The sequence below is a fragment of the Lachnospiraceae bacterium genome (assembly GCA_025758065.1).
Lineage (GTDB): Bacteria > Bacillota > Clostridia > Lachnospirales > Lachnospiraceae > Enterocloster.
Genome location: CP107199.1, coordinates 3,386,144 through 3,399,216 on the forward strand (window position 1 = coordinate 3,386,144; position 13,073 = coordinate 3,399,216).

Here is a 13,073-nt window from a genome sequence, read left to right on the forward strand (position 1 = left end):
ATTATATGATGATGCAGATCAAGCCCCCATTACTGTCATTAATGATCTTCTGCAAAGTATCCTGAAGCTTTTGCTGACATTCGTCTGTCATTTGTGAGATTTTCGCCTGAATGCCATCTTCTACGATCTGCTCAATCGACTTGCCAAAAATATTGGCGTCCCAGATGCCTTCTTCGTTATCTTTGGAACTGGAATTTATATAGGCAATAAGATCTTTTGCCTGCTGTTCGCTGCCTACAATAGGCGCGATCTCTGTCTCGATCTGGGCCCGGATCAGATTTACAGACGGAGCCTGGGCTTTCATTTTCACGCCATATTTATTCCCATGCCGGATCACTTCCGGCTCATCTAAAAGAATTTCATCTCTCTGGGGCATCATTACTCCATATCCTTTTAATCTCGCCTGGGCCAGAGCCTCTTTAATTTTGTCATACTCCTTCTGCATGCCTGCCAATGTACTTAGGGTCTGCATCAGCTGATACTCCCCTTCAATGGGTAATCCTACATAATCACTTAATATCTGATAATAATAACTGTCATCCATCTGAACCTGTAAGGAAACCGTGCCATCTGCCATTTCCATTTTTTCTATAAGGATTTTTTCCACAGGACCTGACTGCTTTTCAAAAGCCTTTACCTGGACTGCCGCATCTTTCATATGGCTGACCTTCTTTAACAGTTCTTTTGCCAGATCTATCACCTGGGTCTTAAGCCAGTGGGACGCCGGTAAAACCTCCAGCCACTTAGGAATATGAAAATCCAGTTCTGTCACAGGAAATTCTTTCAGGACACTTTCCAGAATATGAAATATATCCTCTTTTTTCAGCTGTTCACAGCTCACAGGAAGAACCGTCACCTCATATTCCTCTGACAGCTGCTCTGCCAGCTTTAAAACCTCATCTGAATGGGGCTTTGTGGAATTCAAAAGAAGGATAAATGGTTTTCCCAGTTTTTTAAGTTCATCTACCGTCTGCTTTTCCGCATCTATGTAGGCAGATCGTTTTAACTCTCCAATGGATCCATCCGTAGTTACTACGATACCAATGGTAGAATGGTCTCCGATCACCTTTCTGGTCCCGATCTGGGCCGCCTGGGTAAAAGGGATCTCTTTTTCTGACCAGGGCGTTTTTACCATCCGCTCTTCCCCGTTTTCCACATGGCCTGCTGCTCCATCTACCATATAACCAACGCAGTCGATCAGGCGCACTTTCGCCTGGATCCCGTCTCCCAACGTGATCTGAACTGCCTCTTTTGGGATGAATTTAGGCTCTGTAGTCATCACCGTCTTCCCCCCTGCACTCTGAGGCAATTCATCGGTACTAACCGCCTTTAAGCTTTCATCTTCCATAGCCGGAAGCACTGCAAGCTCCATAAAACGCTTGATAAACGTAGACTTTCCCGTACGCACCGGACCCACTACGCCTATGTATATCTCGCCTTTTGTTCTGGCCTGAATATCTTTGTATACATTAAAATTGTCCATAAAAATACCCCCTTGCACTTTTATGCTATTTTCTACAACATATGCCGGGGGTATTCTTTTTATTCTTTTTATTCTTTTTTCTACCAGGATACTGCCTGAAATTTACAGCCCTGTCAAAACATTATTCGCTTAAATAAGCTTTCTTTACACGGTCATTGTTCATCAGTTCTTTTGCATCACCGGAAAGGGCAATGGTTCCTGTTTCCAGAACATACGCCTTGTTTGCAATAGAAAGAGCTTTCTTTGCATTCTGCTCTACCAAAAGAACGGTGGTGCCGTCTTTATTGATCTGCTGGATAATATCAAAAATCTCATTTACATAGATAGGTGAAAGTCCCATGGACGGCTCATCCAGTACCATTACCTTCGGATGGCTCATAAGAGCACGGCCCATGGCAAGCATCTGCTGCTCGCCGCCGGATAAGGTTCCCGCCAACTGGTTCTTTCTTTCCTCCAGACGTGGGAAACGCTTGTAGATCATTTTTAATGTCTCTTCGATCTCATTTTTATCCCTGCGGGTATATGCGCCCATCATCAGATTTTGCAATACAGAAAGAGTGGCAAACACACGGCGTCCTTCCGGAACATGGGCAATCCCCATACTTACCAGCTTATAACCTGGAATATGGGTAATATCTTTTCCGTCGTAAATGATCTTTCCCGCTTTTGCATTTAACAGACCTGTAATGGTATGCAGAGTGGTAGTCTTTCCTGCACCATTGGCACCGATCAGTGCCACAATGTCTCCCTGCTCTACATCAAAGGAGATTCCTTTTAAAGCCTGGATCACACCATAGTATACTTCCAGGTCTTTTACTTCAAGCATTGCCATCGTATCTCTCCTCCTTATTCACCCAGATATGCCTTGATCACTTCCGGATCATGCAGTACGTCACTGGTAGCCCCTTCTCTTAAGACCTGTCCGAAGTTTAAAACCGTCAGTTTCTCACAGATACCGCTTACCAGTTTCATATCATGCTCAATAAGAAGTACCGTCATATCAAAATTGTCACGTACAAAACGGATGGTTTCCATCAGTTCCGCTGTCTCGTTAGGGTTCATGCCGGCTGCCGGCTCATCTAACAGAAGAAGCTTTGGTTCTGTTGCCAGCGCTCTTGCGATCTCTAACTTTCTCTGCTTACCATAAGGTAAGTTAGAAGCCTTGAAGTCACATTCTTTATCCAGGTCAAATACCTTTAACAGGCTCATGGCCTCTTCGTCCATCTCTTTTTCGATCTTGTAATATCTTGGAAGACGGAAAATACCTTCTACTGTAGAATATTTGTGATGATTGTGAAGACCAGCTTTTACATTGTCAAGAACGGACATATCCTTGAAAAGACGGATATTCTGGAAAGTTCTTGCAATACCGGCCTGATTGATCTCAATGGTACTCTTACCTGTAATATTGGTATCATCTAAGACAATGCTTCCTGCATTTGGCTTATATACACCTGTAAGAAGGTTGAAAATGGTAGTTTTTCCAGCACCGTTTGGACCGATAAGACCGTACAGCTGTCCTTTTTCGATCTCAACGTGGAAATTATCAACTGCCTTTAAGCCGCCAAAGGATATACTTAAATTCTTTACTTCCAGTAATGCCATATTATTTTGCCTCCTTTGCCGGTTTCTTATTTCCCTTTAATGCAGCAAACAGCCTCTCACGGAGCACTACAAACTGAGGTGCAGAGTTAAACAGCATTGCTAAAATCAGCACGATAGCGTACATCAGCATACGGTAATTACTCAGTCCTCGAAGCATCTCAGGAAGGAGATACAGGATAACTGTAGCGATCACAGAACCACGGATGCTTCCAATACCCCCAAGGACTACATAAACAAGGATCATAATAGACATATTATAACCAAAGTTCTTCGGCAGAGCAGTAAGTGTTGTCAGGTTATGCGCATAGAGAACGCCTGCCACGCCTGCAAGACCTGCGGAAATGCTAAATGCCATCAGTTTGTATTTTGTAATATTGATACCAATGGATTCTGCTGCAATACGGTTGTCACGGATAGCCATGATGGCACGGCCGGTACGGGAATTAACCAGATTCATTACAATAAATAAAGTAATAAGTACCAGGATCACACCAATAGTAAAGGTTGCTGCCTGAGGCGTACCGGTAATACCCTGTGCTCCCTTGATCAGCACCTCGCCATCAGCATCCATTTTTAAAGACATGGAATCCTTTAATGAAATATGGAAACCGGATCCATCTCTTCCCAAATATACAGCATTGATGATATTTTTAATGATCTCACCAAAAGCCAGAGTTACAATAGCCAGATAGTCGCCCTTTAAGCGCAGTACCGGAATACCGATAAGAACGCCGAAAACAGCTGCCACTGCTGCTCCGATGATCACTGCGATCACCAGAGAGACCGTTGGGTCAATAGCACCCTTCATGCACTTTGAAAACAATGCCCCGGAAAAAGCACCTACACACATAAATCCGGCATGTCCAAGGCTTAACTCTCCCAGGATACCTACTGTCAGGTTTAATGAAACTGTCATGATCACATAGATACAGAAAGGGACCAAAAGTCCTTTCATCAGACTGGACATATGTCCGGTACCCATTAAGATCTGTACAACAATATATGCCACTACTACAATAGCATATGTGATCATATTATTGATAAATGTCTTCTGCTTTGCTTTACTTTTCATACCCGCACCTACACTTTCTCACTGATCTTCTTGCCAAGAATACCGGTGGGTTTTACTAACAGTACAATAATAAGTACCGAGAACACAATGGCATCTGAAAGCTGTGAAGAAATATACGCCTTGGAGAGGATCTCGATCACACCTAAAAGAACGCCGCCAATAAAAGCGCCCGGGATCGATCCGATACCGCCAAATACAGCTGCCACAAATGCCTTGATGCCTGGCATGGAACCTGTATATGGGGTTAAGGACGGATAAGCAGAACACAACAGTACGCCTGCAATGGCTGCTAATGCAGAACCAATAGCAAATGTCAGTGCAATCGTACCATTTACATTAATACCCATTAAGGTTGCTGCGCCCTTATCTTCTGAAACAGCTAACATGGCCTGTCCTGCTCTTGTACGGTTAATAAATGCCATCAGGCATACCATGATCACAATACAGGAAAGGATAGTTGCAATGGTCTCTCCGGTAATATTTAACTGGCCGCCTGCCAGCTTTAATGCCGGGATCTTTACAACAGAAGTAAACGATTTTGTATCAGCGCCAAAGATCAGCAGTGCTACATTCTGGAGCAGATAGCTGACACCGATGGCTGTGATCAGTACAGCAAGAGGCGAAGCATTACGTAAGGGCTTGTATGCCACACGTTCAATGACAACACCTAACAATGTGCATGCTGCTACTGCCAGCAGGACGCCTAACACAGGAGGAAGTCCCATGGAGCTGACCGTGACAAATACAACATAGCTTCCTATCATAATAATATCACCATGAGCGAAATTCAGCATCTTCGCAATACCATAAACCATGGTATATCCCAGTGCGATGATCGCATATACACTACCCAGGCTGACGCCATTGATCAAATAGTTGATAAAGCTCATACATACACCTCTTCATTGAATATTGAAAGTCTTCACTTTGAAACCCCGTTTTATAAAACCAAGAGGGTTGTCATAACGACAACCCTCTTTTGGGTTATTGATCAGGTTTTCTTGATTTTCTGAAATTAATTATTCCATAGCCTTATAAGCGCCATCTACAACCTGAACAGCCTTAGGATCCTTCTCAGGCTCACCATCTTCTGTCCAAGTCATGTTAGTACCGGTCAGACCGTCAACTTTGATCTTTGTCATAGCACCTTCCATAGCATCGCAGATATCACCTACAGCCATATCCGGAGTAACATTTGCTTCTTCCATAGCAGCTTTGATGACGTACATAGCATCATAAGCATCTGCTGCAAACTGGATCGGGGTCTCACCATATGCATCTTCAAAGCTCTTAACAAACTTTACAGTCAGATCATCTGTAGCATCTGCTGCAAATGGAGTTAACAGCATCAGACCTTCAGCCAGTTTAACATCAAAGTTCTGAACCTGTAAGATACCATCCATACCATCGCATCCAAAGAACTGTGGAGCAAAGTCCATGGTATTAGCCTGCTGTAAGATCAGGGAAGCTTCTGTATAGTAGATTGGTAAGAATACCAGCTCTGCGCCGGATTCTTTTGCTTTCTGTAACTGAGTAGAGAAATCCTTGTTGCTGTCTGCGGTAAATGCTTCAGCGTCAACAACTTCAATGCCCTGATTTGGAGCTTCCTGGGCAAACTTCTCATAAATACCACTGGAGTATACATCAGAGCTGTCATAGATAACAGCTACCTTGCTTGCCAGCTTGTGCTCACCGATGTACTTAGCAGATGCTGTACCCTGAGCCGGGTCAGAATAGCAGACACGGTATACATTTGGATTAGCCGCACATTCTACAGCAGAGCCGGATGGTGTGATCTGGAACATATTATCAGCTGCAGTCTTGTCAGCAACTGCGATACATGGAGCAGATGTAACTGTTCCCATCAGTGCCTGCATTCCCCAGTCTTTTAAGGTATTATAAGCATTTACAGATTTTTCTGCATCATGCTCATCATCCTGGAACTGGAACTCAACAGGATAGCCGTTGATACCACCAGCTTCATTGATCTCTTTAACAGCGATCTCTGCACCATGCTGTACAGCCAGACCGTAAACTGCTGCGCCGCCGGTTACAGGGCCGATACCACCGATCTTAAAGGAAGCGCCATCTGCTGCTGCACTGCTTTCAGCTGCCTTGCTCTCACCTTCTGCTTTAGCCTCACCAGCAGCTGCTGTTGTGGTAGATGCGGAACCTGAGCCGCCGCATGCTGTTAAAGATGCTGCCATAACTACTGCTAAACCAGCGCTTAAAAATCTTTTTTTCATAATAGTGTCCTCCTCACATGACTGTATCTGTTATGTCTTTCATACAGATACATTTGTTCTTAAACTTTTTACATTATAAAAACTGATAATTGCCTTGTCAATACCTTTTATAAAAAAAATGTGAGAAAGATTGACTGTTTCATAACCAGTAGTTATGATAGTTATTCCTTATCCCAGATAAGACTGGTATTTTCCATACGCTTATCCCGCAGCATCAGCTCTGCCAGAGCATCCTTTGCGGACTTACCGTCAAATAAAACCTCGTTTACCTGTTCTACAATAGGCATGGTCACATGATATTTTTCTGCCAGTTTTAAAGCTGCCTTTGCAGAATAAACACCTTCCACTACCATTTTCACTTCTTTCATGGCCTCATCCATGGTATAGCCTTTTCCAATGAGGATACCAGCCCTTCGGTTGCGGCTGTGCATACTTGCACAGGTGACGATCAGATCACCAATGCCGGTAAGTCCTGAAAAGGTCTCAGGCTTTCCGCCCATAACAGTTCCCAGGCGGGTGATCTCTGCAATGCCCCTGGTGATCAGCGCTGCCTTTGTATTATCCCCGCAGCCCAGACCATCTGCTGTACCAGCTGCCAGGGCGATAACATTTTTCAAGGCTCCGCCCAGCTCAATCCCTAGCATGTCCGGGCTTGTGTATACACGGAATACAGGACTCATAAACAGGCTTTGTACATATTCTGCTGCTGCCTTGCTGTGGGCACCTGTTACACAGGTAGTTGGAAGACCTCTGCTTACTTCTTCTGCATGGCTTGGTCCGGAAAGCACAGTTACCTCTGCCTGGGGAAGTTCTTCCTCGATCACTTCAGATAATGTTTTCAAAGTTGCTTCTTCAATTCCCTTTGCTACATTTGTAACGATCTGACCTGGTTTTAACCATGGTTTCATTTTCACTGCTGTCTGTCTCACGTAGACAGATGGCACTGACATGACTAACAGATCCTTATCCTTCATAGCCGCCTCTAAATCACCGGTGATCTCAATTTCTTCCGGTATTGGCGTATCCCCTAAGTTTGGATGCTTCCTGTTTACTGATAAACTTTCTACCTCCGCAGGAATCGCTGACCAAAGCTGCACCTTATGTCCATTTCCATTTAAAAGGATTGCCAGTGCTGTTCCCCATGTTCCTGATCCGATTACTCCAACTGATGCCATTACCCCACCATCCTTTACGATTTTTTATGATTTTTTTGCGCCGACCTTGTTTTCATTTCCATGGATCAGGCGAATGATATTGGCTCTGTGACGCCAGAATGCCATAGCTGCGATCACCGCTGTCATTGCACCATACTCTACAGAAGATACAGCGCTTAAATTGTATGCCCCGCATTTTCCCATGTAGACATTCCATGCAAGAAGGATCACGGAAACTACCAGAGAGCCCAGGGAAACATAGCGGGTCACAGCCACGATCAGTATAAATACCGCCAGACATAAAACAGTCAGTCTCCAGTCAATAGAAAAGATAATTCCGGCTGTTGCCGCAATTCCCTTTCCGCCTTTAAAATGAAGATAGAAAGGATAATTATGTCCCAAGATCGCTCCCAGACCAATATACAGCATATATACATATGCATAGTCCGGCTGATTTTTAAAGATACAGCGAACTGCCATACAAGGGATCACTGTTTTTAAGAAATCCCCTGCAAAAACTGTAAGACCTGCCTTCTTTCCCATTACACGCAGCGCATTGGTACTGCCGGAATTTCCGCTTCCGTATTTGCGGATATCAATTCCATGTACCCTTCCATAAATATAACCGGTCTGGAAGATACCAAACAGGTATCCCACTGCTAAACATACAAGACGTTCCATTTTCATACCCCTTATGTAATTTTATAGCACTTTCTTTTTTTTGTCTTTTTACACAGCATTTACGCTTTCCAGCATGGGCGTTTGTCCGTGTTCTGCGTACATTTGCTTTTTTCACAATATAACGCAATTCAGGGACTGTTGCGCCAGCTGTTTATTAAGCTGTGTGCAGCAGGCCCTGCTGATCTACATTGTTTATTTAAAACTATTTATCCTTATCTTTCCGCTCACGTATAAGGAATTTTAAAGATGTTCCCCTGAAACCAAATGCATTCCGGATCTGATTCTCCAAATATCTGGTATAAGAGAAATGCATCAGCTCCTTATCGTTTACAAAAACTACGAATGTAGGCGGTTTTACTGCTACCTGCGTTACATAGTAGATCTTTAAGCGCTTTCCTTTATCAGACGGCGGCTGCTGCATGGCAACTGCCTCGGAAACGATCTCATTTAATACGCCGGTAGCCACACGCATATTCTGGTTCTGGCGCACTGCATCTACCAACTCAAACAGTTTCGGAAGTCTCTGGCCTGTTTCTGCTGAGATAAAAATATACTCTGCATAAGGCATAAAAGAAAGGGTTTCTTTTAACTTGTTTGTATACTGGTAAATGGTCTTATCATTCTTTTCAATGGCATCCCACTTGTTTACAGCAACGATGATGCCCTTTCCACGTTCGTGGGCGATACCTGCGATCTTTGCGTCCTGCTCTGTGATGCCTTCTTTTGCATCAATCACAATAATGACTACATCAGCACGTTCTACTGCCGTTACCGTACGGATGATGCTGTAGCGTTCCAGATCTTCTTTAATCTTATTCTTACGGCGGAGTCCTGCTGTATCAATAAATACATAAGGAACACCGTTGTGGACGATCTCCGTATCTACTGCGTCTCTAGTGGTTCCTGCAATATTGGAAACGATCACACGGTTTTCACCTAACAGCTTATTAATGAGAGAAGATTTTCCTACATTAGGCTTTCCTACTACTGCGATCCTTGGGCGGTCATCTTCCTCTTCTTCCATCTGGGATGCGTCAAAATGTGCTACTACCGCATCTAACAGATCACCGATCCCTAAACGTGAAGCACCTGATACAGGGATCGGATCCCCGATTCCCAGATTATAGAACTCATAAACATCATTTCCGAATTTTGCAAGGCTGTCTACCTTATTCACTGCCAGAATAACCGGTTTATGGGACTTACGCAGCATATCTGCCACCTTAGAGTCAGCATCTACCAACCCCTGACGTACGTCTACAATAAATACAATCACATCTGCGGTAGCAATAGCGATCTCAGCCTGTTCTCTCATCTGTGAAAGAATGATGTCGCTGCTGTCCGGCTCAATACCACCTGTATCGATCAGTGTAAAATTCATATTCAGCCAGGTACAGTCTGCATAAATCCTGTCTCTGGTAACACCAGGTGTATCTTTTACAATGGAAATAGTGTCCCCTGCAATTACATTAAACAGGGTAGATTTTCCAACGTTTGGCCTTCCTACAATGGCCACGACTGGTTTACTCAATTGTTTTCCTCCTTACTTTCACCATGTACTATGGAAATCTGTTTCCCATGATTTTGCGGGAAGATATCACCACTATATCTGTTTGCGCACGATCTTGTACTCGTCATCTGACTGATAATAAGGACAAGCTCTCACATCTCCCTTTAAAAAGCGCACCATATCATCCTCATCTAAATCTACTTCGCAGACATAGTATTCATTTTCTTCATCATATACATAGTTTCCGCAGCATTCACAGCTGCCAACGGTTTTTTTATCTTTTTTGCTCTGTTTCATCGTCCTCATCTTCCCATATCTCATCCAGCTCATAGCCTTCATAACCATATTCTTCTCCCGGAAGTCCTTCTTCCATTGGTTCCGGTTCCGGCTCTGAGGACGGTTCGAGAATAGCATGGACAAAATCTTGCCCGTCTGATTTTACTATACGTATCTTAACTTGTAAAGCCTTTTCTACATCTTCTGCAGTTAAGTCATCTAAGAATACTGTCTCCCCGCTCCGGAACATATTAATAGGAAGAAGGAGATATTCCCCCAGTTCCTTATCCTTCAGCTGGGCGATCAGATCTTTTGCTGTGATCAGTCCGGAAACAGTAATACTCTCACCAAAGAAATCATTGCGGATGGGATAAATGTTAATGGTCCTGTTTGGAAATTTTTTCCGGATCCAGTCCGCATATTTTTCCATATAAGGATACGGAAGGCGGCCAGTTGCAATGGATACCAGTCCCGGCTCGTCATTTTCTTCCACCTGCTCTAATGCATCAGCCACCTCACTAGCCATAAGCCGCAGCATACCTACGCCATTTTCCAGCTGTATATAGCCATCATAACGTTCTTCTTCCGGAAGTTCTCTTTCTGCCAGAATATAAAACTCGTCACTTGCGTGGATAAAATGGATTCCATGTTCTGCGAAGATTTTTTTCTGCCAGCCTTCGATCATATCAATGGTAGCGCAGGCATCTTCTTTTGTAAAAGGCTGCAGTGGGTATAAACCATCTCTATATTTAGAAAGTCCTACAGGTACTACCGAAACACTTTGCATAACAGGTGCATATTTGGAAAGATCACCAATAGAACGCTCTAATTCTGCTCCGTCATTTACTCCCTTGCAAAGAACAATCTGTCCGTTCATGGGAGTTTCCGCCTCATATAAACGGTCAATAAGTTTCAGTGCCTTTCCTGCAAACCGGTTGTGCAGCATCATACAACGCAGCTGTGGATTGGTGGTCTGTACAGAAATGTTAATAGGTGCCAGTTTAAAGCGGATGATACGCTCTATGTCCTTTTCTTTTAAGTTGGTCAGTGTAACATAATTTCCCTGAAGGAAAGATAACCGGGTATCATCATCTTTAAAATAAAGAGTCTCTCTCATTCCCGGAGGCATCTGGTCAATAAAGCAGAAAATACATTTGTTGCTGCAGGAACGGTAATCACTCATCAGACCGTTTTCAAAAGTCAGTCCCAGATCCTCATAATCATTTTCTATATCCAGTTCCCATTCTTCCCCATTGGCTTTTCGCACCACCATGGTCATAGACGGGCTGTTTACATAATATTCATAGTCAAAAATATCTTCAACAGGATTTCCATTGATGGTAAGGACTCTGTCTCCCGGTTCCAGCTCCAGTTCCTCGCCAATGGAACCTGGATCTACTTTCGAAATAGGATGTCCTTCCAGTTTTTTATTCATATTCATATAACCTCTGTGTTGTTCATTAATGGCCCAGGAAAAACAAATGTCTGCATCGCATCCCCTTGTTTTTCCCTGCGCTCATTGTACCAATTTTAAAGAACTTTGTAAACTAAATGCCGCAAAATAGTTTTCAATGCTATTTTGCGGCATGATCTTTGCTAGTACATCGTTTTCGAAATAACTATACCACTCACTTGTCTGCGAATCTGATTGCACAGGTCTAAAAGCCTCAGCGTAGCCCGCTACGCCTACGTTTTTAGACCTGCACCCTCAAATCCGCATCCTACGTGATTAGTACAGTTATTTACGAAACGATGTACTAGTTATATATACTCACGACCCACGTGCTATGGCGCTCCACTGCCTGCTATCGCAGGCGGGTCGCCCGTTGATTAAATTTCTCCATTGTGGCGTCTCTGTACCAGCTTCTGTATCTTGTCTGTTGGAGACAGGGATGCACTGATGGAACGGTCATGGTTTAAGGAGTTAATGATAGCTGCAGTGTACTTACTCATATCTGCTTCCAGATACCACTTGCGGTCGAAAAGCTCTTTTGGACGATAATTTAAGTTAGTAGTGATCACATAGTCCAGATATCCCTTTTCATAGTATTCATCAAACTTTTCAAGGCCATTGGTAAACAGGCCAAAAGTACAGCATACAATTGCCTTTGCTGCTTTTCTTTCCTTTAATTCCTTACAGGTGTCTAACATGCTCTCGCCGGAAGAGATCATATCATCAATAATAAGAACTGTCTTTCCTTCTACAGAAGATCCCAGGAATTCATGGGCAACGATCGGATTGCGTCCGTTTACTACCTTAGAATAATCACGGCGCTTATAGAACATACCCATATCAACGCCTAAGTTATTTGCCAGATATACAGCACGATTCATAGCACCTTCATCCGGGCTGATGACCATCAGGTGATCTTTATCGATCTGGGTTGTCTTATCATGAGTGAATAATGCCTTAACAAACTGATAGGTTGGCATAAAATTATCAAATCCGTACAGAGGGATGGCATTCTGCACTCTTGGATCATGGGCATCAAAGGTAATAATGTTCTCAACGCCCATTGCGATCAATTCTTCTAATGCCATAGCGCAGTCTAAGGATTCACGTTTGCTTCTTTTGTGCTGACGGCTTTCATATAAGAAAGGCATAACTACATTTACACGATGTGCAGTTGCCACGCAGGAACCGATAACACGCTTCATATCCTGAAAATGGTCATCTGGTGACATGTGATTGGTGTAGCCGCAAACAGTGTAAGGAATGCTGTAATTCATTACATCTGCCATTACAAAAATGTCCGTACCTCTGACAGACTCATTGATCACTGCCTTTGCCTCGCCGGTACCAAATCTTGGGCACTCAAGATCAAGCAGGTAAGAATCTACATCATATCCACGATAATGCAGGTCTGCCTTGCGGCGCTTTAATTCCTCCATATCGTTGCGGCGGAACTGAACGATGTGAGAATCTACCTTAGACGCAAAATCCTTGCAGCTTTCCAGTGCAGCCAGCTTTAAAGGTGCTACCGGAAGAGAGTCGTTGAATACAAAATTATTAGCCATGAAAGCATACTCCTTTGTCCTATAATGG

12 protein-coding genes are annotated in these 13,073 nt (G+C 43.6%); all 12 read right to left on the bottom strand.

Annotated elements, in window-relative coordinates; genetic code table 11:
• Position 1: 1 nt before the first annotated feature.
• The gene (spoIVA, locus tag OGM16_15790; protein ID UYJ46237.1) at positions 2–1,483 is read right to left on the bottom strand and encodes a stage IV sporulation protein A; all 1,482 of its coding nucleotides are present in this window, start codon (positions 1,481–1,483) and stop codon (positions 2–4) included.
• Positions 1,484–1,604: 121 nt separating this feature from the next.
• A complete protein-coding gene (locus OGM16_15795) occupies positions 1,605–2,315 on the bottom strand; it encodes an ABC transporter ATP-binding protein (GenBank protein UYJ46238.1) in 711 nt (236 codons plus the stop codon).
• Between the two features lie 14 nt (positions 2,316–2,329).
• Positions 2,330–3,088: an ABC transporter ATP-binding protein gene (locus tag OGM16_15800; protein ID UYJ46239.1), complete on the bottom strand. Its 759-nt coding sequence runs from the start codon at positions 3,086–3,088 to the stop codon at positions 2,330–2,332.
• Between the two features lies 1 nt (position 3,089).
• Positions 3,090–4,160, bottom strand: coding sequence for a branched-chain amino acid ABC transporter permease (locus OGM16_15805; protein ID UYJ46240.1), 1,071 nt, complete (start codon positions 4,158–4,160; stop codon positions 3,090–3,092).
• An 8-nt stretch (positions 4,161–4,168) separates the two neighbouring features.
• A complete protein-coding gene (locus OGM16_15810; protein ID UYJ46241.1) occupies positions 4,169–5,050 on the bottom strand; it encodes a branched-chain amino acid ABC transporter permease in 882 nt (293 codons plus the stop codon).
• A gap of 129 nt (positions 5,051–5,179) precedes the next feature.
• Complete coding sequence (locus OGM16_15815; protein ID UYJ46242.1) at positions 5,180–6,406, bottom strand: ABC transporter substrate-binding protein; 1,227 nt, start codon at positions 6,404–6,406, stop codon at positions 5,180–5,182.
• A 161-nt stretch (positions 6,407–6,567) separates the two neighbouring features.
• Positions 6,568–7,581, bottom strand: a complete 1,014-nt coding sequence (locus tag OGM16_15820; protein UYJ46243.1) for an NAD(P)-dependent glycerol-3-phosphate dehydrogenase — start codon at positions 7,579–7,581, stop codon at positions 6,568–6,570.
• Between the two features lie 24 nt (positions 7,582–7,605).
• Positions 7,606–8,241 carry a glycerol-3-phosphate 1-O-acyltransferase PlsY gene (gene plsY / locus OGM16_15825; protein UYJ46244.1) on the bottom strand — a complete coding sequence of 212 codons (636 nt, stop codon included), beginning with the start codon at positions 8,239–8,241 and terminating at the stop codon, positions 7,606–7,608.
• A gap of 202 nt (positions 8,242–8,443) precedes the next feature.
• The gene (gene der / locus OGM16_15830; GenBank protein ID UYJ46245.1) at positions 8,444–9,772 is read right to left on the bottom strand and encodes a ribosome biogenesis GTPase Der; all 1,329 of its coding nucleotides are present in this window, start codon (positions 9,770–9,772) and stop codon (positions 8,444–8,446) included.
• 72 nt (positions 9,773–9,844) lie between these two features.
• Positions 9,845–10,048 carry a DUF6472 family protein gene (locus OGM16_15835; GenBank protein UYJ46246.1) on the bottom strand — a complete coding sequence of 68 codons (204 nt, stop codon included), beginning with the start codon at positions 10,046–10,048 and terminating at the stop codon, positions 9,845–9,847.
• Positions 10,026–11,462: a DUF512 domain-containing protein gene (locus OGM16_15840; GenBank protein UYJ46247.1), complete on the bottom strand. Its 1,437-nt coding sequence runs from the start codon at positions 11,460–11,462 to the stop codon at positions 10,026–10,028. Before OGM16_15840 ends, OGM16_15835 begins: the two co-directional genes overlap by 23 nt.
• A gap of 395 nt (positions 11,463–11,857) precedes the next feature.
• Positions 11,858–13,045, bottom strand: a complete 1,188-nt coding sequence (locus tag OGM16_15845; GenBank protein ID UYJ46248.1) for a ribose-phosphate pyrophosphokinase — start codon at positions 13,043–13,045, stop codon at positions 11,858–11,860.
• Between the last annotated feature and the right edge of the window lie 28 nt (positions 13,046–13,073).

Coding starts and splice junctions, on each gene's coding strand:
- OGM16_15840 (UYJ46247.1), bottom strand. CDS start 11,462: ATGAATAAAAAACTGGAAGGACATCCTATTTCGAAAGTAGATCCAGGT.
- spoIVA (UYJ46237.1), bottom strand. CDS start 1,483: ATGGACAATTTTAATGTATACAAAGATATTCAGGCCAGAACAAAAGGC.
- OGM16_15795 (UYJ46238.1), bottom strand. CDS start 2,315: ATGGCAATGCTTGAAGTAAAAGACCTGGAAGTATACTATGGTGTGATC.
- plsY (UYJ46244.1), bottom strand. CDS start 8,241: ATGGAACGTCTTGTATGTTTAGCAGTGGGATACCTGTTTGGTATCTTC.
- OGM16_15805 (UYJ46240.1), bottom strand. CDS start 4,160: ATGAAAAGTAAAGCAAAGCAGAAGACATTTATCAATAATATGATCACA.
- OGM16_15800 (UYJ46239.1), bottom strand. CDS start 3,088: ATGGCATTACTGGAAGTAAAGAATTTAAGTATATCCTTTGGCGGCTTA.
- OGM16_15845 (UYJ46248.1), bottom strand. CDS start 13,045: ATGGCTAATAATTTTGTATTCAACGACTCTCTTCCGGTAGCACCTTTA.
- OGM16_15820 (UYJ46243.1), bottom strand. CDS start 7,581: ATGGCATCAGTTGGAGTAATCGGATCAGGAACATGGGGAACAGCACTG.
- OGM16_15815 (UYJ46242.1), bottom strand. CDS start 6,406: ATGAAAAAAAGATTTTTAAGCGCTGGTTTAGCAGTAGTTATGGCAGCA.
- OGM16_15810 (UYJ46241.1), bottom strand. CDS start 5,050: ATGAGCTTTATCAACTATTTGATCAATGGCGTCAGCCTGGGTAGTGTA.
- OGM16_15835 (UYJ46246.1), bottom strand. CDS start 10,048: ATGAAACAGAGCAAAAAAGATAAAAAAACCGTTGGCAGCTGTGAATGC.